Below are 19,794 nucleotides of genomic sequence, written 5' to 3'. Positions count from 1 at the left end.
CCACCGGCCCGGGGTCGCCGGGCAACTCCACCGGCGTGCTCGTGGCGGTCATCGGGTATGTCCTTCCGTCGTTTCGAGCTGCTTGGCAGCGTCCTCCGGCGCCGCGGCGTCCGGGATGAAGGGGGTTTCGTCGTCGTCGGCGGACGGCCGCTCCTCGGCCTCGTGGCCGGTGAGGGTGAGGAAGACATCGTCCAGCGACGGCCTGCGCAGCGCGATGTCACGCAGCCGCACGTCGTTCTCGGCGAGCTTGCCGATCGCGGTGACCAGCGCCGCCGAGCCGTCGCTCACCGGAACGGTGAGCTTGCGCAGCCCGGTTTCCACCTGGATCTCGCCGTCCGCGAGGCCGCGCAGGAGCTGTTGCGCGACAGCGACCTTCGACTGGTCGTCGACGGTGAGCTCGATCCGGTCGCCACCGACCATGGACTTGAGCTCGTCGGCGGTGCCCTGCGCGATCACGGTGCCGTGGTCGATCACCCCGATGGAGTCGGCGAGCCGATCCGCCTCCTCCAGGTACTGGGTGGTCAGCAGCAGGGTGGTGCCGCCCGCCACCAGCTCCTCGATGACGTCCCACAGATCGAACCGGGCCCGCGGGTCGAGCCCGGTGGTCGGCTCGTCCAGGAAGAGCACCGGCGGATTCGCCACCAGCGCGCCCGCCAGGTCGAGCCTGCGGCGCATACCGCCGGAGTAGGTGCGCACCGGGCGGTCGCCCGCGTCGCTGAGCCGGAACCGCTCGAGCAGTTCGCGGGCCCGCTCCTTGGCGCGCTTGGTACCGAGGTGGTAGAGCCTGCCGACCATCTCGAGATTCTCGAAGCCGGTGAGGTATTCGTCGACGGCCGCGTACTGGCCGGAGGTGCCGATCCGCGAGCGCAGCTTGCGCGGATTGCCGAGGACGTCGATGCCGGCGACGGTCGCCTTCCCCGCGTCCGGGATGAGCAGGGTGGTGAGCACCCGGACCGTGGTGGTCTTCCCCGCGCCGTTGGGACCGAGCAGCGCGGTCACCGTGCCCTCGGGCACCGACAGATCGAGTCCGTCCAGCGCCACCACCTTGCCGTATCGCTTGACCAGCCCCTCGGCGACGATTGCGTCGGGCATGATTCTCCTGAGTTTTCGTGATCGGAAGTCGGAACATTCGGTCATCCGGCGCCGCGTCGTACCGGCGCCGCCACGTCACTGATCGGTCCGCGGACCGATTCGGGCGCCAGTATTACCCCGGGGTCCGACAGATTCCATCGAATTGTCCGGGTTTTCCGGGAGAATTTCCGCGCTACCTGCGCTGATGCCGATCGAAGTCGACCGGGAGGGCCGCACCCCGCGACGCTCGGGGTTACCGCGGGGCGCGGCCGGTTCCCATCCTTCGGCGGCGCCCGCGCCCGGACACGCGTAGTCGACTACTCGACCACTCCCCCCGCCCCGCCGCGACACGCGGAAAGACGGGATTTCACCGCCGCCGCAGCTGCTTGCCCCGACGTCCGGAACACGGTCGATTCACAGTCGCGTATGTCCGGTTGTTGACGGGTATACCAATGCGGGCCAGCCCTTTTGGCAAACATCGGGCACCCGCCACTCGGACCGAGCCGGAGCCTCCCGGAGACCCGCTCCGCGACCTCCCGCGGCACGCCGGAAAATTCTCCGAAAGTGGTGCTTGCCACGCACCCGCGAACGCGAATCTTCGCGTAGGATCGTTCTCGTCGGCCCCTCCCCCCCGGGCCGACCACACGCGGGCCTCGGCTAACTCCCCCCCTTCGCCGAGGCCCGCTCCCCTTTTTGCAGGAGGTTTCTCCGCCATCTCGGCAGCTCGCTCCCGATGCCGGAGCGAGCGGCGGGCTACCCGCCGGTCACCCTCGCGCGAGAGCCTGCCAGGCGGCGCTGGTGCGCAGCGCGCGCACCCGCTCGGCGGTGTTCAGCAGCCGCCGATCGCGCTCCCAGCGCTCCCGCGCGACCGGGTCGGCGGAGTTCCACAGCGAGCCGATCTCGGCGAGCAGTTGATCGACCAGATCCAGCGTTCCCGCGAGGGCGATGTGCACCGCGGGCGATTTCGCCACCGCGAGTACCGGATCCGGCGGGCCCGCGGGCACGGCGGGCGAGCCGGACGGCCTGCCGAGGCCGAGCCCGCGCACCTCGGCGACCGCGCCGAGCAGCCGCTGCACCGTCGCGGGCGGCCAGCCGGACTGCCTGGCCACGCGGACCAGCAGCCCGAGCGTGGCGGCGAGCACGTGCGCGTCCTCGAAGGTGCGGAACGGCTTGAGGTGGTCGGCGTAGCCGTCGCCGAGCAGCGGGACGGCGGGGGCGTCGGTGAAGGTCAGCACGGCGTGCGGGATCTCGGGGGCGAAGGGCGTCGCGGGCAGCGGCTCGGCGTGCACGCCCGGGCCGCGCGGGTCGACCATGGCGGTGCGCACGGTGTTCCTGCCGTCCGCGCCAGGCCCCGCGCTCGCGATCACCACCAGCGCGTCGGCCTCGGTGCCGAGCGTGGCGAAGGTCTTGGTGCCGCTGACCGTCCAGCCCTCCCCCTGCCGCCGCAGCGCCGTCTCGATGACGGCCGGGTGCGCCCCGCCCGCCTCGGTGGCGGCCAGCGAGACCAGCGCCGCCGACGGCAGCCCGGGCAGCAGCGCCCGCAGCGCCTCCTGGTAGCCGGCCACGAAGGCGTAGCCGAGCCGGTCGGCCGCCCAGCCGCCGAGCACCGCGGCGTCGATCGAGTCGGCGCAGCGCGCGGTGAGCTGCCGATGCGCGGCCCAGGCCGAGGCGACCGAATCGAGCGGAGCGGCGCCGGGCGGGCCGGTGAGCAGGTGATCGAGCAGCACGCCCAACGGTAACCGGTCGCTCACTCCCACGGCGGCGGCCCCTCCCCGGTCTGCCACGCGGTGAGCTCGTGGTTGTCCACCAGCACGATCCCCATGTGCGCGGCGTACTCCCGCGCCTGCTTGCGGAACCCGCCCGCGGTGGTGACGACCGCGGCCACATCGGCGCCGTGCACCGCGAAGCAGGTGCCGCCGAACTTCTGCAGATCCGGCCCCGACACCCAGTTGTCCACCCGGTACCGCTTGGCCTGCAGCACGATCCGCCGCCCGTCCGGAGCCCGCGCCACCACATCGGCCCCCAGATCGCCCGCCCCGCCGACCACCGCGACCCGGCTGCACCCGTCCCGCCTGCACAGATCAGCCAGCGCGTGCTCGAACTGCCCCGCGCTCATCTCCGCGAAGGTCAACGCTGCCCGGATCCGCCGCTCCCGCCGCAGCCGCCTGCGCGCCGCCAGCCCGCTCCACCACATGCTCACCGCGATCACCGCACCGACCAGCAGCACCGCCGCCACCGCGACCAGCGCCGCGTTCTCGGAGATCCACCGCCAGACCGGCGCCGCCACGATCGCGAGCAGCACCAGCGCGACAACCGCCGAAACGGCCCCGTTCACACCCCTGCTCCGCGCCCGCCTGCCCCTGTTCGCCACGCGCACCCCTACACGTTCCACCGACAATGCGCCCACCCTACGGGCAGGCGCTGACAGCACACGTCGCGTACGCGCGTGATTTGTCCTCCGTAGAACGGACAGCGTCCGAATCGGACGACGGGAAGAATCTGTGCGAAGTCCGGCGGTATCAGGAGGAGGCTTGACTGGTTACACAGCCCGCAGAGGCGACGCCGAGGAGATCGTCTGGCCCGTGGGGACCTTCATGGCCAGGCTCACTCCAACCAGCCGCAAGGATTTGCTTGGGCTCGCTCGCGGCAACCTGGTCCGGGCGGGAACGATTCTGATTCGGCAGGGCGATCAGCGACGCCACGTCGACCTGTTGCGATCCGGCAGCCGCACGCAATCCGCGTGTGTGAAGGTTACCGCGACAGCCAGGAACGGCAACGAATCGCTGCTCGGAATCCGGGTGGGTGGCGATGTGATCGGAGAACTGGCCGCATTGCAGGGCACCCAGCGCTCGGCAACGGTGACCACCTGCACAGAGGCTCTGGTTCATTCGATCACGCACAGCGACTTCCTCGCCTTTCTCCGTGATCACCCGGAGGGTTGGGAAGCGATGTGCCGGATGATCGCGGGCCGCCTCGAGTGGGCGAACCAGCGGCGCCTCGACTTCGCCGGCTACGACGTCCCCCAGCGGCTGGCTCGGATCCTGCTCGAACTCACAGCACTACATGGTGTGCGTACCGGGGCGGGCTGGGAGCTCGGAGTCCGCCTGTCGCAGGTCGAATTTGGCCGGTTGATCGGTGCCAAGGAAGATGCGGCTAGTTCGGCAATGCGCAAGTTGCGCTCCGACGGGCTGGTGCGCTCCGCGTACCGAAGCGTGCTCATCACCGACCTCGAAGGCCTGAAGCTCTTCGCCGACGCCCCTTGATTCCGAATCACTGATAAATACGGAATCTTCCGAGTTCAACCCTGTCATGCTTTCTCACTGTCCGAAAAAGACATTTTTACCACTGGAGGTTCACCTGTCATGCGGCACAATTTTTCTCGCCGCCTGCTCGTCGCCGTCGATGCGACTGGTTACGGAGCCGGCGACGACCAACGGCAGAGAAGTATTCAGGCGGCAATACCGCGCGTCCTGGATCGGTCCGCGCTGCGCGCCGGACTGAACCGTTCGCGGTGGTCGCGTCAGCCGACCGGCGACGGCGAACTCGCGGTACTCCCGGAGGACGAGAGCGACAACGAGCCGCTCGTCGTGGACAATTTCGTGCGCGAGCTGGACTTCGCCCTGGCAGACCACAACCACGATCTCAAGGACGAGGCGCGGCTCCGGCTCCGGCTCGCCGTCCACATCGGGGTCGCCAACCCCGCAGACAGCGGGTTCGCTGGCCAGGGCGTGGTCGCGGTCAGCCGGATGGTCGACAGCGATGCGCTGAAGGCAGCACTGCGCGGCACTCCGGCGGCAAATCTGGCAGCCATGGTGTCCGGCCCCGTCTATACGGATGTGATCGCCCAGCGCCATACCTCGATTCCCCCGGCGGAATTCCGGGAGGTACAGGTTGTAAATAAGGAGTTCTCGTCCCCAGGATATATTTATATCCCGGGGGTCCGGCTCTGGCCAGAGGCCGCCGAGCAGCAGGAGTCCTCGAATCGAGGAAGACCGGGCCGTCCCGGGGAGCGAACCGATCACCAATACAATTCCATTGTCAAAGGCGACGTCTACGCCCAAGGTGGAGTGGTCGGCTTCCAATGGAATCAGTGAATTCCGATCCGACGACCGACGCTGCCGGACCGAGAACCGACCAGCGCGTCCTGTTCAACCAGATCTTCACCGGTTCGGTCCTGGCCAACGGCGCGAACTTCGGCATGGCGGGCGGAGCGAACCCGCGTCCCCCGCTGACCGGAATCCTGAACGAACAGGAGATCCGCGCCGCCCAGCAGCACTACGTGCACCCGGACGGCTACGGCCGCGCCCTCGTAGCCCTGCGCTCGAATCACATCGCGGTGCTCACCGGCCCGCCCGGAGTAGGAAAACGCACCGGCGCGATCGCCCTGCTGCGGGAGCTCACCGCCGCCGAGATCCGTGTGCTGTCGCCCGCGTCATCCGCCCATGACTTGGGCACACTCGATTATCGTAGCGGGTACGGCTATCTGGTCACCGACTACACCGACACCACCGGAGACGATGCGGACGCGTTCGAGTGGCGAACTGTCCGGGACCGAGTACAGCAGGCCGGCGCATGGCTGGTGCTGACCGGAGTCACCTTCAGTGCACGCCGCATCGAACTCGTCACCGAGGTGCCGTGGGCGGCGCCGGAGACCTCCGCGGTGCTCATCCGCCGACTCGACGCCGAGAGCCATCCGACGCCGCACGACGCCGCACGCGAACTCGAGGCAGAACTTCCAGCGGAGTGCACGATGGCCGAGCTGGTCATGGTAGTGAACGCACTGCTGGCGGGCGCCGACCCCCGGAGTGCCGTCGAAATCCTGGTGGAATCGGCCCGCCAGGATGTGCACACGTGGTTCGAGAGCGGCCCGCACACCCGCAGGCGGATTCTCGAAGTCGGCGCGCTGGCATTCCTGGGCCGATGCAATGTGCGCGATTTCGAGGCGAACCTCGCCCGGCTCACCGAGATCCTGCTTGAGCACCTTCCAATTCCCGACCGACGAGTGTCACAGGCAGAACCCGACGACGAGCTGATGCCGGAGTGGCGCGGCAAGATCACGTCGAACGGCAGCCTGATCAAACTCGTGCGGTCCGGACCCGGTTACGGGCGTACCCAGCACTTCGAGTTCCGCAGCCCCGCCTACCGCCGCTACGTCATCGAGGAATTGGTGGAGCGGCAGTCCTTCGAGTTTTGGACGGGGCTGGGGAGTTGGTTCGGGGAGGTCGCCCAAGCGACAAGCGTGCACGACGATCGCAGCCACGAACTCCTGGCTCAGGGCATCGTGGATTTCGGAGCGGCCGACTTCAACGAGGTCAAGGGCCTTTTCCTGAATCCGGCCGCAACGGGGGAGTTCGGCGCCTCCGGGCAGATCGTCGCGGTGTACGCGGTATGGATGCTGTGTGGGACGGAGGCACTTGCTCCGCTCGCGCTGCACATCGCCGTCTACTGGGCCACCCAGGGTTCCCGGGAGCAGCGAATCACCGCCGCGATGGCCTTCAGCGGCCTGCTCGGAGCGCTCTACCCCGAGGAGTCCACCGAACGGCTGTGGCACATGCACGTGCAATCGGCCGATGACGACAGCGAGTTCTCACTGGCGCTCGCGAACCTGTTCGGGCTCCTGGTGATGAATGCGGCGCCGAGTGCCGGTGCAGTGCTGAACCGGCTCGGTACGGCGCATCAGACGGGAGCGGCGAGCAGGCCGGCGCGCGCCCGCTCCAATCGTGCGATCGTCGAGCTCCTGGAGGTATCCGACCACGGCACCGCGCGCTCCGCGGTCTTCACCTACCTGCACCGGAATCCTGATTGGGCCGAGGTGGTGGCCGGGCTGCTCGCGGCCGTCCTCATGTCGGTCCGGGTGCGCCGCCGAGTGCTGACCGCGCTGCTCGACGGGCTGACGGATTGCCTCGAGATCACCGCGGAGCCGGAGCCGATGGTCCGCATCCTCGGCCGGGCGGTGGCCGGTCGCCTGCCGGAGCGCGATGCGCTCGCCTTCGCTCATGACCTGGAGCTCCTCCGGCAGGAACTGGCCAGCAGGCACCCCGGAAAAGCGCAGGAACCGCGGTCGGGACAGGCGGAGCGCCTGGAATTCCTCGTCCGCATCTTCACGGAGCCGGCCGCCGCGCTCCCCGCACGGAAAGAATGACATGAACAAGTCCTACCCCGTCATTGCCCAACGCCAACTCGATGACGTTCGCCGGAAGGGCCTCCGGCGGCGCTCCAGGGAAGCGAGTGAGCTGCTTCGGGCCACCGGTAGCCAGGCCCTGGTGTACAAGCTCGACGACCAGCTGATCGTGGAGCGAGGCACCAGGCGCGCTCGCGACGAGGTTGTCGTGCAGGCCACCCATGTCACGCTGGTAGATATGGGTGTCGACGTCCCCGTCCTCGCCGAACTCACCGTTCCCTCCGCCGACGGCGCGGAGTTTCCCATCCACGTGACCTTCAAGTGCACGGTTGCCGATCCCGCGACGGTGGTGCGCGACGGCCGCACCAGCGCCTCCGAACGACTCACGTCCTATCTGGACGATATTTCCGAGCTGGTCGAGATCGGTCAGCGCTACGACCTCGCCGATATCCGGCTGATGCGCCAGGAAGCCGTGGCCTGGCTCCGCGCCTATGTGATCAGCGAACCACCGGTCGAGCCCGGCCTCCGAATCCGCCTCGGCGGCGTGAAGGTGCTGAGTCCGGACGAATTTCGCGAGTTCGAGGGGCGGCGCCGCGAGGAATTGCAGGACACCGAACTGCAATTGCTGCGGCAGGCCGGGGTACACCAGTACGAGAAAATTCAGCAACTGCACGACTTCCGGTCGGAGTCGATGACACAGAGCCAAGTGACCGAGCTGGACGCGGCGCAGCTGACAGCGGAACTCGAGCGGGTGGCCATGATAGACCAGGTCGCGCGTGATCCCCGCCACCTGTCCTACCTGGCGATGGAGCGCGGTGCGCTCGATCCGGCGCAGGTGGCGGCACAGGCGAGCGCGCGCGCCGAAGCAGCGGCCGCCAGGCATCACGACGAGGTTCGCGAGAACCGCAAGCACAACGCGGCACTGTTGATCGAATACATCAAACAGGGCGGCGTCGACAACGTGATTCTGAGCCAGGACAAACTTCATAGGGTGTTCGACGCCTTGGCGGACGACCTGGCCCGGCCATTGGATTCGGCGCCGCCGCCGCTCGGCGTGCTGGACAAGACCGAACGGCCGGAGGACGACCGTGACTGAAACCCGCCCACACGAGCGGCGCGCCGGTATCGAGCGGGACGACCCGCACGAGCCCTTCCGGCCGGTTGCGCCCGAATTCGGCTCCGCCCGCAGGCTCCGGGGGCTCATCGGTGTCCGCGAGGAGATCCTGGATTGGCTCCCGGAGGAGCGGGCCAGGTACACCCGCCTCGGCGGTATCGTGCTCAATACCGGCATCATGGCCGCGCTCTCGCTGCTCGTGGCGCTGCAAAGCATCACCGGTGTGCTCTGGCTGCTATTACTGCCGATCGCTCTGTTCTGGGGTTATCTGATCGTCAGCTTCGACGGCTGGCTCATCGCCGGAACGCACGGCTCCACCGATGCGAGCAAGGTCAAGATCTTCGTACCGCGACTCTGCGTCTCCGTCCTGATCGGCTTCGCCATCGCAGAACCGCTGGTGCTCTGGGTCTTCCAGCCCGCAATCCATAAGGAGGTGCTGGATTGGCGCAACCATGAAATCGCGGACTACCGTAGTCATCTCACGCTGTGCAACCCCTCCTCCGGAGCACCGAATACCTCCGCCGAGTGCACGGTTCACCTCATCACGGTGCAGAATTCGCCGGTCGCCGCGCGTCAGCGACTCGATCAGCTCACCACCGAGCGGGACAAGCAGAGCCGGGAACTGACCGATATCAACACCAAACTCGATGACTTGGAGACCAGGGCGGCGAACGAATGCAGCGGGACACCAGGGCCTGGACTGACCGGTGTTCCTGGCAACGGCCTCGATTGCCAGCGCAATCGCTCCACCGCCGACCAGTATCGCGCGAACAGCGCGGTCCAGGCCCGGCAGGAGAAACTCAACATGCTGAACGACGAGATCCGCACAGCGACGAACGATCTCGCGAAAGCGGAGGCCACGTACGGCGATCAGCTCACCGCCACCATCACGACGATGGTCGACCAGCGCCGCACCGATCAAGGGCAGATCGGCATCCTCGATGAATTGAAGGCGCTCAGCGCCCTCTCCGAGCGGAACGACGCGGTACTCGCGGCACACTGGTTGGTGCGGTTCCTCCTCCTCGCCATCGACTGCCTGCCCGCCCTGGTCAAGATGCTGAGCGGTACCACCGGCTACGACCAGCGGGTGTCCAGGCAGACCGAGGTCGGGAAGAACCTGCACGAGCGGTACACCGCGGTCCGAGAACGGCGAGACGGCGTCCGATTCGAGGTCGATCTCCGCAAGGCGGACTCCTGGCTGCAGCGCGAACTCGAAATCCTGGAAGACAGGGACCGCGCCGAACGCACCGAGCGGGAGATCGGCAAGCACGATCGGATCGCGTACCTGGCCGACAAGCTCAAGAAGGATGGAACGAACGGATGATCGGCCTTCCTAGCCGGCACGCTCGGCGATCCGCATCGGACGCAAGGGACGACCTTGCCGTGCAAGAGGCGTGGCGCACGCTGGAGATGGTTCTCGGTCTCGTCCGGCATGCGGAGACGAAGGCGCTGGCGGTCCTCGCGACCGCCGGCGTCCTCGGCCAGGTACTGACGCTGGTAGCCCGCACCGGGCCGGGGGTGGCCGATCCGATCGGCACGGTGTCGATTGCGATCTGCGGAGCCGTAATTGCCGGGTCGGGGGTCGCCGCGGGATCAGCACTGGTGCCGCGGCTCGGTAGCTCCGCCGCTCCGCGGAACCCGCTCTTCTTCGGGCACGTCGGTGCGCACCGTGGATACTCACCGACGTCCTACGCAGCCGAGTTCGCCCGCACCGCACGAGCACCACATGAGATCATCGCCCATGTCGCCACTCAGATATGGGAGAACTCCGCGATCGCGCGCCGCAAGTTCCGGCTGGCGAATATAGCAATTATCCTGCTGCTGGTGGCGATCACCTACCTCGCGGTCCTGGCCTGCCTGTCGTGAGGCGACCACTGAAGGAGGAAGAAGTGGAGCCTAGGGGAATCGAACCCCTAACCCCTGCCTTGCAAAGGCAGTGCTCTGCCAATTGAGCTAAGGCCCCGAGCCGAGGACCGCGTCAGCGGGAGGTGACCTCGTGCCAGAGATCGGCTTCGTCACGCTTGCGGAGTTTGGTGATCGCGAGGAGAACCGCTGCCACGATGCCGACCGTGAGGAGAAGCTTCATGGTTGCCACCCTACTGTGCGTGTCCGGGAGTGGGCCTAGGAGGACTTGAACCTCCGACCTCTTCGTTATCAGCGAAGCGCTCTAACCGCCTGAGCTATAGGCCCGTGTCGTTCGACCGAATCGAACGAGTCGAGCGTACACAACACCACGACCCGGAACCAAAACGGCTGGTAGCGCCGGTCCGGCGCTACCAGCCGCGGTGGGCTAGTCCGGGTCGGCGAGCGTGACCTGGATGCCGCCGACGAGGTCGCAGCACTGGTTGTAGATGAACACCCCGACCGTGCCGAGCGCGGTGAAGAGCACCACGTTCACCAGGCCGATGACACCGGCGTAGCCAAAGACCGTGCCCGCGTCGATCAGGCTGGCCGAGCCGCCCTCCTGGGAGACCATGTCGCCCAGCGTGGTGTCCAGCCGCTCCCAGACGCCCATGCCCTCGAGCACGATGTAGAGCAGCCCGACGGCGAGCATCCACACGAAGAACATGGCGACGCTGATGACCAGCGTGATCTTCAGGGTCGACCACGGGTCGATCCGGCGGATCTGCACGGTCGCGCGCAGCGGCTCGCCCGCCTGCACCGCGGCCGCGACGGCGACCGGGGCGGACGGCGAGATCGGCGGTTGCTGCTGCTGCCCGGGGGTGTAGTACGGCAGCGCCTGGTCGGGCTGCTGCTGGGGCGGCACCGGGTGCCTCATGTCGGAGAGGTCGGGCATGTCCTTGACCAGCTCCGGGCGCGAGATGCTCCGGGTCGGGCCGTCGATGCCGACCGACTTGACCATGGCCGCTTCCTTGCGGGTGGCTTTGGCCGCGAGGTCGGCCGTGGTGCGGGCGTTGGTCACGCCGCCACTGAGCCCGGCCGACCCGGACGGGCGGCCGGTGACCGGCGCCTGCCCGGGGCGGTACAGATTGGACTGCGGCTCGCGCTGCGGCAGCTGCCCCCAGCCGCCGTCCTTGAACCCCTGCTGCCCGCCGGTGCCCGGCCCGCCGTCCTTGCCCTGCTGGTTCCCGCCGAGCCGGACGGTCTCCTGGTCACCGGTCTTCGGGGCCTCCGGCGCGCGCTCCCCGTTGCCCTGCGCACCCTGACCCTGCGGGCCGGAGCCCTGCGGTCCCTGGCGGCCCTGTGCCGCAGCCGGATTCGAACTACCCGGCTGCCGCTGCGGCAGCTGGCCGTGCCCCTGGTTCGGCGCACCCTGGTTCTTCGGCCCCTGCCCCGGAGCCGGCGCGGAGGGCGCCTGTCCCTGACCATTGCCCGGTGCATCCGTTCCGTTCTCGCCTCCCGGACGCGGGATCGGGCGCGGCGGAATGGGGGACGGTGCGATCCGCTCGGTCACGCCGTTCGTCTGATGGCGCTCGTCGTTCGGCTGATTCGGAGTGGTCAATGGGATTCCTTAGATCCGTTCTGTGCCGCCGCTGTGAGGACTACTGCTGGGAGGAACCGAGGTCTTCGACCTGATCGGGCTCGTCGGCATTGCGTGCGATAGCAAGCAACGTATCCCCATCGCCGAGGTTCATCAATCGCACGCCCTTGGTCTGCCTGCCCGCCCTGCGGACCTGCCTGGCCGCGGTCCGGATGACGCCCCCGACGGAGGTGATCGCGTAGAGCTCGTCGTCGTCGTCGACGATGAGTGCCCCGACAAGCGTCCCACGCTTGGCATCGAACTGGATGGTCAGTACCCCCTTACCGCCGCGGCCCTGCGCGGTGTACTCCTCGATGGCGGTGCGCTTGGCGTACCCGCCCGAGGTCGCCACCAGAAGGTAGGTGCCTTCGCGCACCACGTTCAGCGAGAGCAGCTCGTCGGAGGCGTTGAACCGCATGCCCTGCACGCCGGAGGTGGCCCGGCCCATCGGGCGCAGCGCCTCGTCGGTGGCGGCGAAGCGGATGGACTGCCCCTGCGCCGAGACCAACAGCAGGTCCTCCTCGGCGGAGCAGAGCACCGCGCCGACCAGCTCGTCGGTGTCGCGCAGGTTCACCGCGACGATGCCGCCGCTCCGGTTGGAGTCGAAATCGGTCAGCCGCGACTTCTTGACCAGGCCGTTCTTGGTGGCGAGCACCAGGTACGGCGCGTCGGCGTAGGTCGTGATCTGGATGATCTGGGCGATCTTCTCGTCCGGCTGGAAGGCGAGCAGGTTCGCCACGTGCTGGCCGCGGGCGGTGCGGTTGGCCTCCGGCAGCTCGTAGGCCTTGGCCCGGTACACCCGGCCCTTGTTGGTGAAGAAGAGCAGCCAGTCGTGCGTCGAGGTCACGAAGAAGTGCTTGACGATGTCGTCCTGCTTGAGCCCGGCGCCCTGCACGCCCTTGCCGCCGCGCTTCTGGCTGCGGTAGAGGTCGGTCCTCGTCCGCTTGGCGTAGCCGGTCTCGGTGATGGTGACGACGACGTCCTCGCGGGCGATCAGATCCTCGTCGGCGACGTCGCCGTCGGCCGAGACGATCTGGGTGCGCCGATCGTCGCCGTGCCGGTCGACGATCTCGGCGAGCTCGTCGCGGACGATCGCGCGCTGCCGCTCCGGCTTGCCGAGAATGTCCTTGTAGTCGGCGATCTCGATCTCGATCTTGGCCAGGTCGTCGACGATCCGCTGCCGCTCCAGCGCCGAGAGCCTGCGCAGCTGCATGTCCAGGATCGCGGTCGACTGGATCTCGTCGATCTCGAGCAACTGCATCAGCCCGGTGCGCGCGGTGTCGGTGTTGGCCGAGCGGCGGATCAGCGCGATCACCTCGTCCAGCGCGTCCAGCGCCTTGACCAGGCCGCGCAGGATGTGCGCGCGCTCCTCGGCCTTGCGCAGCAGGTACTTGGTGCGCCGGATGATGACCTCGATCTGGTGGTTCACGTAGAACCGGATCATCTGGTCGAGGCGCAGCGTGCGCGGCACGCCCTCGACGATCGAGAGCATGTTGGCGCCGAAGCTGGTCTGCAGCTGGGTGTGCTTGTAGAGGTTGTTCAGCACCACCTTGGCGACGGCGTCGCGCTTGACGGTGACCACGATCCGCATCCCGACCCGGTCCGACGACTCGTCGTGGATATCCGAGATGCCCGCGATCTTGCCGTCCTTGACCTGCTCGGCGATCGCGTTGATGAAGTTGTCGGTGTTGACCTGGTACGGCAGCTCGGTGATGACGATCGTGGTGCGACCCCGGCTGTCCTCCTCGATCTCGACGACGCCGCGCATCCGGATCGAGCCGCGGCCCGTGGTGTAGGCGTCGTGGATGCCCTGGGTGCCGACGATCAGCCCGGAGGTCGGGAAGTCGGGGCCCTTGATCCGCTCCATGCAGGCGGCGAGGGTGGCTTCCTCGTCGGCGTCGTGGTTCTCCAGCGCCCAGTAGATCGCGGAGGCGAGTTCGGTCAGGTTGTGCGGCGGGATGTTCGTCGCCATGCCGACCGCGATGCCGTTGCTGCCGTTCATCAGCATGTTCGGCACGCGGCTCGGCAGGACCGTCGGTTCCTGGGTCTTGCCGTCGTAGTTCGGCACGAAGTCGACCGTCTCGTGGTCGATCTCGCGCAGCATCTCCATGGCCAGCGGCGTCAGGCGGCACTCGGTGTACCGCATGGCGGCGGCGCCGTCGTTGCCGCGCGAGCCGAAGTTGCCCTGGCCGTCGACCAGCGGGTACCGCATGGACCAGGGCTGGGCCATCCGGACCAGCGTGTCGTAGATGGCCGAGTCGCCGTGCGGGTGGTAGTTGCCCATGGTCTCGGAGACCGGGCGGGCGGACTTCACGTAGCTGCGGTCCGGGCGGTGGCCGTTGTCGTACATCGCGTAGAGGATCCGGCGGTGCACCGGCTTGAGGCCGTCGCGCACCGCGGGCAGCGCGCGGCCGACGATCACGCTCATCGCGTAATCGATGTAGCTGTTCTGCATCTCCTGCTGGATGTCGACCGGTTCGATCCGGTCGCCCGCGCCGTTCGGTGGCAGCGTGGTGTCGGTCATGCGGGGAGTCTCCTTGCTGGGCTGACGTGCGCGGACGCGGGAGCGCCGCCGCTGGGCGGCGGCGCGTCACCGCCTCACACGTCGAGGAAGCGGACGTCCTTGGCGTTGCGGGTGATGAAGCTGCGGCGGGCCTCGACGTCCTCGCCCATCAGCACGCTGAACAGCTCGTCGGCGGCGGCCGCGTCGTCGAGGGTCACCTGGCGCAGCACCCGGACGCTGGGATCCATGGTGGTCTCCCACAGCTCCTTCGGGTTCATCTCACCGAGACCCTTGTAGCGCTGGATGCCGTCGTCCTTGTTGATCTTCTTGCCCGCCGCGAGGCCGGCCTCCATCAGCCCGTCCCGCTCCCGGTCGGAGTACGCGAACTCCGGCTCGCCGCGCTGCCACTTGAGCTTGTACAGCGGCGGCTGGGCCAGGTACACGTGGCCGTGCTCGACCAGCGGCCGCATGAAGCGGAAGAGCAGGGTGAGCAGCAGCGTCGAGATGTGCTGGCCGTCCACGTCGGCGTCGGCCATCAGCACGATCTTGTGGTACCGCAGCTTGGCGATATCGAACTCGTCGTGGATGCCGGTGCCGAACGCGGTGATGATCGACTGCACCTCGTTGTTCTTGAGGACCCGGTCGATCCGCGCCTTCTCGACGTTGATGATCTTGCCGCGGATGGGCAGGATCGCCTGGTACATCGAGTCGCGGCCGGACTTGGCCGAGCCGCCGGCCGAGTCACCCTCCACAATGTAGATCTCGGACTTCTGCGGGTCCTTGGAGCGGCAGTCGGCCAGCTTGCCCGGCAGCCCGCCCAGGTCGGTGGCGGACTTGCGGCGCACCAGCTCGCGCGCCTTCCGCGCCGCCATCCTGGCCTGCGACGACGAGACGGCCTTCTGCACGATGGTCTTGGCGTCCGCCGGATTGGCCTCGAACCAGTGCTGCAGGTGCTCGTTGCAGGTCTTCTGCACGAACGACTTGACCTCGGTGTTGCCGAGCTTGGTCTTGGTCTGCCCCTCGAACTGCGGCTCGCCTACCTTGACGCTCACGATGGCGGCCAGCCCCTCGCGGATGTCGTCGCCGGTGAGGTTGCCGTCCTTCTCCTTGAGCAGCTTCTTGTCCTTGGCGTACCGGTTCACCACCGTGGTCAGCGCCGCGCGGAAGCCCTCCTCGTGGGTGCCGCCCTCGTGCGTGTTGATGGTGTTCGCGAAGGTGTGCACCGACTCCGAGTAGCCGGAGTTCCACTGCATCGCGACCTCGAGCTCGTGCCCGGTGCCCTTGCCGGTGAACCCGACGACGGAGTTGTGGATCGGCTGCTTGGTGCGGTTGATGTGCCGGACGAAGTCCTCCAGCCCACCGGGGTAGTGGTAGGTCCTGGTCTTGACCTTGTGCTCGGTCTGCTCGGCCGCCAGCTCCTCGGCCTGCTTCGGCGCCTCGGCGGTATCGCCGGCCTCGTCCGCGGTCACCTGCTCCGCGGTCACCCGCTGGTCGGTCAGGGTGATGGTGAGCCCCTTGTTCAGGAACGCCATCTCCTGCAACCTGCGCGCCACCGTCTCGAAGTTGTAGACGGTGGTCTCGAAGATGTTCGGGTCCGCCCAGAAGCGGATGACGGTGCCGGTGCGGTCGGTCGGCTCGCCCTGGACCAGCTTGCCCGGCTTGGCGTCCTTGTACTCCTGGATCCAGTGGTAGCCGCGGTAGTCGATCTCGGCCTGGAGCCGGGTGGAGAGCGCGTTCACCACCGAGATGCCGACGCCGTGCAGGCCGCCGGAGACGGCGTAGGACTCGCCGTCGAACTTGCCGCCCGCGTGCAGCTGGGTCATGACCACCTCGATGGTGGGGATGCCCTGGGCGTGCATGTCGGTGGGGATGCCGCGGCCGTCGTCGACCACCTCGACGCCGCCGTCGGCGAGCAGCGTGACATCGACCCTGGTGGCGTGGCCGGCCATCGCCTCGTCGACCGAGTTGTCTACGACCTCCCAGATGAGGTGGTGCAGACCGCGCTCACCGGTGGAGCCGATGTACATGCCGGGACGCTTGCGGACCGCCTCCAGCCCTTCGAGCACCGTGATGGAGGAGGCACCGTAGTCCTGCTTGCCCGTTGTCGAGCCCGATGCGTTGGAGTCCTTGGCAGCCACTGGTCGGTAGCTCTCCTTACTTGCTGATCCCGGCCTCTCGCCCGGCTCGCGCACACGTGGCCCCGACCGGTGCGGTTTGGGGAGATCACGCCGATCCACGGGTGGCGGTGCCGATGGAGCCGAGCGCCTCGCCGCTGGTTACTCCACCATCCTACTGGTAGGGCCGACATACGTGGTACCTGCGACACCCCTGAGAGCTTCCAGGAGCGGAGAAATCGGTTTTCGGCGGGACCGGTATGCCTTCGGAGGCTCCGCACGGCATCTCCGGGCGATCAGGGGGCAGTGCGAAGCGGCCTTCTCAGCTCGCCCGCGCCGCGCCCGTTCGCGCGACGAAACCGGCGGCGGCCGCGGCCAGCTCGACCGGGTGCGAGAGCGGCGTCCAGTGCCCGCCCGCCAGCCCGACGGTGTGCAGGTCGCGCACCCAGTTCGGCGCCTCGGCGTGCACCACCGGGCGCACCGCGCGGTCGCCGGCGGCGATCACGAGCTGCACCGGGATCTCGACCGGGCGCGGCCGCGGCGCGCGCAGCCTGCGCCGGATGTTGGCCCGGTACAGCCGCATTCCGTTCACCATATCCCGCGCGAGGGTCGGGGCCGGGGTCACCAGGGCGGGGTCGATCCCGTCGAAGAACGCCAGGAAGGCGGGCCAGCGGGTGGCGAGCAGCCGGAGCGCCGGATCGGGCAGCCGCGGGATCTGGAAGGCGACGGTGTACGCGGAGGCCACCGACTGCCGCAGCGCGCCTGCCACCCGGCTCACCGTGCGCGGCCCGCGCAGGTACGCGCCGAGGTAGTCGAGGTTGGGGCCGGAGACGCAGGTGAACGAGGCGATGGCGGAGGCGGCGTCCGGCGCGGCCGCGACCTCCCAGCCGAGCACGCCGCCCCAATCGTGGCCGATCAGGTGCACCCGCTCGCCGGGCGCGACGGCCGCGAGCACCGCGCGCACGTCGGCGGCGAGCTCCTCGAGCCGGTACCCCGCGACGTGCCCCGGCGCGGTGCTCGCCCCGGCGCCGCGGTTGTCGAAGGCGATCACGCGGTGCTCCGCCGCCAGCCCGGCGGCGACCGAGTTCCAGAGCGTGTGGGTGTCCGGCCAGCCGTGCACCAGCAGCACGGGCGTGGCGTCGGGGGCGCCGGTCTCGAAGACGGCCAGTTCGACGTCGCCGCGGCGTACGGTCGCGGTGGGTTCGGCGGGGAAGGCCATCGACAATCCTTTCGCGGGGCGCGGACGGTTCCACGTGAAACCGGTGCCGCCTCGGTCGGGATTGAATGTAACACCGAGTATCAGGTAAGTGCCACGGTCAGCCGTAGGTGTCGCGCGGGCCCCGGCCCCTGACGTGCCGGTCGCCCTTGCGCCAACTCGGCGCGGCGGGGCCGGCGATGCGCAGCGAGGTCACCACGCCGGGGCCGACCGCCGCGGAGATCTTGGCCAGGATCTGGCTCTGCAGCATGCGCAGCTGGGTGGCCCACGCGGTGGACTCCGCCTGGATGTGCAGCACGCCCTCGCGCAGCGTGAGCGGCGTCGCGTGCGCCGCGACGTCCTCGCCGACCACCCCGGCCCAGCGGCCGAAGACCACGCCCTCGGCGACCTTGGCCGACCAGCCCCTGCTGCGGACCAGCGAGCCGGTGAGGCTGGAGAACAGCTGGGGATCGCGATCGTCCGGTCCGGCGCCGGACCAGCCGCTGCGCCTGCGGCCGCGCCGTGCCGCCCGGCGCGGCGAGGCGCGCCCCTGCCCGACCGACTTCCCCGCGGCCCGCGCGGCGGCCCGCGCCTCCTCCAGCGCACGCCGGGCGAGGTCGATTCCGCGCAGCTCCGGCTGACCGTCCGAGCCGGTCGTCGGTGCTGGTGACGGCGGTGTCCGCGGGCGGCCCGCGTCGTCGGGATCGGTCATCGGGGGCGCTCCCTTCGCCGCTGCGCCGGGGAGTTATCCCCAGATTTGTCGAGTTATCCACAGGGGCCGGGATAACCGGCTCCGCTGGCGGCCGCGCTGCGGCCGATTGTCGCCCCGATCCGTCGAACGCCTGTTCGCGATAGGTTTTTCCGCTGCTCGAAAGGCTTGTGGAGCGCCTCGAGCTGCGGTTTCCCGGTCCCCGCCGGGACGGTTGTCCCGAATTTCTCCACAGGCACCCCGGAAGTGTGGGGAGAACGGGGGACGGTGTTCGCGGGCGGCGCGCGCCGTGTCACTCTACGGCAGCGGAGGCGTCCGCGGCGAGCAGGGAGACCCGGCTGTCCGGGTCACCGGTGGTCCGCACCCGCAGGGGCGTGGCATCCAGCTCCGCGGGCACGTCCTCCGGCACCGCGGCGGTGATCAGCACCTGCTCCGCGCCGGCCGCGACGGCCGCCAGCGCGGTCCGGCGGCGCCGGTCCAGCTCGGCGAAGACATCGTCCAGCAGCAGCACCGGCTCGGCGCCGGAGCCACGCAGCAGCTCGAAGGCCGCGAGCCGCAGCGCCAGCGCGAACGACCAGGACTCCCCGTGGCTGGCGAACCCCTTCGCCTGCCCGCCGCCGAGCAGCAGCTCCAGGTCGTCCCGGTGCGGGCCGACCAGGCAGACCCCGCGCTCCAGCTCCTTCGTCCGTGCCGCCGCGAGCTCGCGCAGCAGCACCGCCGCCAGCTCGTCCGGATCGCTCGCGGCAGGCGGCCGCGCCGGGTCGAGCAGCTCGGGAGGCAGGTAGCCGCTGCGGTAGCCGATCGCGGCGGGCCGCGATTCCGGCGCCAGCGCGCGGTACGCGTCGGCCAGGTGCGGCGCCAGGTCGTGCACCAGCCGCAGCCGGTGCTCGAGCAGCACCGAGGCGTGCGCGGCGAGGTGCCCGTCCCACACGTCGAGGGTGCTCAGGTCGGAGCGCGAGCGGACGTTCCGCCCCGCCGTCTTGAGCAGCGCCGAGCGCTGCCGCAGCACCCGGTCGTAGTCCGAGCGCACGGCGGCGAGCCGGGGCAGCCGCGCGGTGGCCAGCTCGTCGAGGAAGCGGCGGCGCTCCCCCGGGTCGCCGCGCACCAGCGCGAGATCCTCCGGTGCGAAGAGCACGGTGTGCAGGACACCGAGGATCTCCCTCGGCCTGCGCGCGGGCGAGCGGTTGATCTGCGCCCGGTTCGCAGCGCCCTGGTTCAGCTCCAGGTCGATCCGCAGCTCCCGGCCCGCGTTCACCACCGCGGCCCCGATCCGGGCGCGCTCGGCGCCGGTGCGGATCAGCGGGGCGTCGGCGGAGACCCGGTGCGAGGCGAGTGTGGACAGGTAGCCGACCGCCTCGAGCACGTTGGTCTTGCCGTTGCCGTTCGCCCCGAGCAGTACCGTGCGGCCTGGGGACAACTCCACGTCGAGCTCTTCCCAGGAGCGGAAGTCGCGCAGCGAGAGCGCGCGCACGAACATCCGCTACCC

At 69.0% G+C, this 19,794-nt stretch carries 16 protein-coding genes and 2 tRNA genes; 6 read left to right on the top strand and 12 right to left on the bottom strand.

Going from position 1 to position 19,794, the window contains the following annotated elements; all coding sequences use genetic code 11:
• Window positions 1–48 precede the first annotated feature (48 nt).
• From LTT61_RS18665 to LTT61_RS18655, 3 genes are all read right to left on the bottom strand, one after another.
• Window positions 49–1,092, bottom strand: a complete 1,044-nt coding sequence (locus LTT61_RS18665; protein ID WP_233015379.1) for an ATP-binding cassette domain-containing protein — start codon at window positions 1,090–1,092, stop codon at window positions 49–51.
• A gap of 743 nt (window positions 1,093–1,835) precedes the next feature.
• The gene (locus LTT61_RS18660; RefSeq protein WP_233015378.1) at window positions 1,836–2,798 is read right to left on the bottom strand and encodes an acyl-CoA dehydrogenase family protein; all 963 of its coding nucleotides are present in this window, start codon (window positions 2,796–2,798) and stop codon (window positions 1,836–1,838) included.
• 20 nt (window positions 2,799–2,818) lie between these two features.
• Window positions 2,819–3,406 (bottom strand): restriction endonuclease, encoded by a 588-nt coding sequence (locus tag LTT61_RS18655; protein WP_233015377.1) that lies wholly within the window; start codon window positions 3,404–3,406, stop codon window positions 2,819–2,821.
• Window positions 3,407–3,653: 247 nt separating this feature from the next.
• On the opposite strand from LTT61_RS18655, the gene LTT61_RS18650 reads away from it, so the two are divergent.
• The 6 genes from LTT61_RS18650 to LTT61_RS18625 all read left to right on the top strand — a co-directional run bounded on the left by LTT61_RS18650 (window position 3,654) and on the right by LTT61_RS18625 (window position 10,172).
• Window positions 3,654–4,334 carry a Crp/Fnr family transcriptional regulator gene (locus tag LTT61_RS18650; protein ID WP_233015376.1) on the top strand — a complete coding sequence of 227 codons (681 nt, stop codon included), beginning with the start codon at window positions 3,654–3,656 and terminating at the stop codon, window positions 4,332–4,334.
• A 99-nt stretch (window positions 4,335–4,433) separates the two neighbouring features.
• Window positions 4,434–5,165, top strand: coding sequence for a hypothetical protein (locus LTT61_RS18645; RefSeq protein ID WP_233015375.1), 732 nt, complete (start codon window positions 4,434–4,436; stop codon window positions 5,163–5,165).
• Window positions 5,162–7,213, top strand: coding sequence for a hypothetical protein (locus LTT61_RS18640; protein WP_233015374.1), 2,052 nt, complete (start codon window positions 5,162–5,164; stop codon window positions 7,211–7,213). Before LTT61_RS18645 ends, LTT61_RS18640 begins: the two co-directional genes overlap by 4 nt.
• A 1-nt stretch (window position 7,214) precedes the next feature.
• Window positions 7,215–8,288: a hypothetical protein gene (locus tag LTT61_RS18635; RefSeq protein ID WP_233015373.1), complete on the top strand. Its 1,074-nt coding sequence runs from the start codon at window positions 7,215–7,217 to the stop codon at window positions 8,286–8,288.
• Window positions 8,281–9,630, top strand: a complete 1,350-nt coding sequence (locus LTT61_RS18630; protein ID WP_269821759.1) for a DUF4407 domain-containing protein — start codon at window positions 8,281–8,283, stop codon at window positions 9,628–9,630. Before LTT61_RS18635 ends, LTT61_RS18630 begins: the two co-directional genes overlap by 8 nt.
• The gene (locus LTT61_RS18625; protein ID WP_233015371.1) at window positions 9,627–10,172 is read left to right on the top strand and encodes a Pycsar system effector family protein; all 546 of its coding nucleotides are present in this window, start codon (window positions 9,627–9,629) and stop codon (window positions 10,170–10,172) included. Before LTT61_RS18630 ends, LTT61_RS18625 begins: the two co-directional genes overlap by 4 nt.
• A gap of 24 nt (window positions 10,173–10,196) precedes the next feature.
• Here LTT61_RS18625 and LTT61_RS18620 read toward each other — a convergent pair.
• The 9 genes from LTT61_RS18620 to recF all read right to left on the bottom strand — a co-directional run bounded on the left by LTT61_RS18620 (window position 10,197) and on the right by recF (window position 19,785).
• A tRNA-Ala gene (locus tag LTT61_RS18620) sits at window positions 10,197–10,269 on the bottom strand.
• Window positions 10,270–10,284: 15 nt separating this feature from the next.
• On the bottom strand, window positions 10,285–10,392 hold the full coding sequence (locus tag LTT61_RS18615) for a DLW-39 family protein (protein ID WP_233015370.1): 108 nt from the start codon (window positions 10,390–10,392) through the stop codon (window positions 10,285–10,287).
• A gap of 30 nt (window positions 10,393–10,422) precedes the next feature.
• A tRNA-Ile gene (locus tag LTT61_RS18610) sits at window positions 10,423–10,496 on the bottom strand.
• A gap of 100 nt (window positions 10,497–10,596) precedes the next feature.
• The gene (locus tag LTT61_RS18605; RefSeq protein WP_233015369.1) at window positions 10,597–11,769 is read right to left on the bottom strand and encodes a DUF3566 domain-containing protein; all 1,173 of its coding nucleotides are present in this window, start codon (window positions 11,767–11,769) and stop codon (window positions 10,597–10,599) included.
• A 40-nt stretch (window positions 11,770–11,809) separates the two neighbouring features.
• Window positions 11,810–14,311: a DNA gyrase subunit A gene (gene gyrA / locus LTT61_RS18600; protein WP_233015368.1), complete on the bottom strand. Its 2,502-nt coding sequence runs from the start codon at window positions 14,309–14,311 to the stop codon at window positions 11,810–11,812.
• A 74-nt stretch (window positions 14,312–14,385) separates the two neighbouring features.
• The gene (gyrB, locus tag LTT61_RS18595) at window positions 14,386–16,428 is read right to left on the bottom strand and encodes a DNA topoisomerase (ATP-hydrolyzing) subunit B (protein WP_233015367.1); all 2,043 of its coding nucleotides are present in this window, start codon (window positions 16,426–16,428) and stop codon (window positions 14,386–14,388) included.
• 298 nt (window positions 16,429–16,726) lie between these two features.
• Complete coding sequence (locus LTT61_RS18590) at window positions 16,727–17,623, bottom strand: alpha/beta fold hydrolase (RefSeq protein WP_233015366.1); 897 nt, start codon at window positions 17,621–17,623, stop codon at window positions 16,727–16,729.
• Between the two features lie 97 nt (window positions 17,624–17,720).
• A complete protein-coding gene (locus tag LTT61_RS18585; protein WP_233015365.1) occupies window positions 17,721–18,311 on the bottom strand; it encodes a DUF721 family protein in 591 nt (196 codons plus the stop codon).
• A gap of 289 nt (window positions 18,312–18,600) precedes the next feature.
• Window positions 18,601–19,785, bottom strand: coding sequence for a DNA replication/repair protein RecF (gene recF / locus LTT61_RS18580; RefSeq protein ID WP_233015364.1), 1,185 nt, complete (start codon window positions 19,783–19,785; stop codon window positions 18,601–18,603).
• Window positions 19,786–19,794: the final 9 nt, after the last annotated feature.

Source organism: Nocardia asteroides (genome assembly GCF_021183625.1).
GTDB classification, from domain to species: Bacteria; Actinomycetota; Actinomycetes; order Mycobacteriales; family Mycobacteriaceae; genus Nocardia; species Nocardia asteroides_A.
The sequence above is the reverse complement of the archived record's forward strand: the minus strand, read 5'-3'. Positions and strand labels throughout refer to the sequence as shown.

Coding starts and splice junctions, on each gene's coding strand:
- LTT61_RS18665 (WP_233015379.1), bottom strand. CDS start 1,092: ATGCCCGACGCAATCGTCGCCGAGGGGCTGGTCAAGCGATACGGCAAG.
- LTT61_RS18645 (WP_233015375.1), top strand. CDS start 4,434: ATGCGGCACAATTTTTCTCGCCGCCTGCTCGTCGCCGTCGATGCGACT.
- LTT61_RS18635 (WP_233015373.1), top strand. CDS start 7,215: ATGAACAAGTCCTACCCCGTCATTGCCCAACGCCAACTCGATGACGTT.
- LTT61_RS18625 (WP_233015371.1), top strand. CDS start 9,627: ATGATCGGCCTTCCTAGCCGGCACGCTCGGCGATCCGCATCGGACGCA.
- LTT61_RS18615 (WP_233015370.1), bottom strand. CDS start 10,392: ATGAAGCTTCTCCTCACGGTCGGCATCGTGGCAGCGGTTCTCCTCGCG.
- gyrA (WP_233015368.1), bottom strand. CDS start 14,311: ATGACCGACACCACGCTGCCACCGAACGGCGCGGGCGACCGGATCGAA.
- LTT61_RS18590 (WP_233015366.1), bottom strand. CDS start 17,623: ATGGCCTTCCCCGCCGAACCCACCGCGACCGTACGCCGCGGCGACGTC.
- LTT61_RS18585 (WP_233015365.1), bottom strand. CDS start 18,311: ATGACCGATCCCGACGACGCGGGCCGCCCGCGGACACCGCCGTCACCA.
- recF (WP_233015364.1), bottom strand. CDS start 19,785: ATGTTCGTGCGCGCGCTCTCGCTGCGCGACTTCCGCTCCTGGGAAGAG.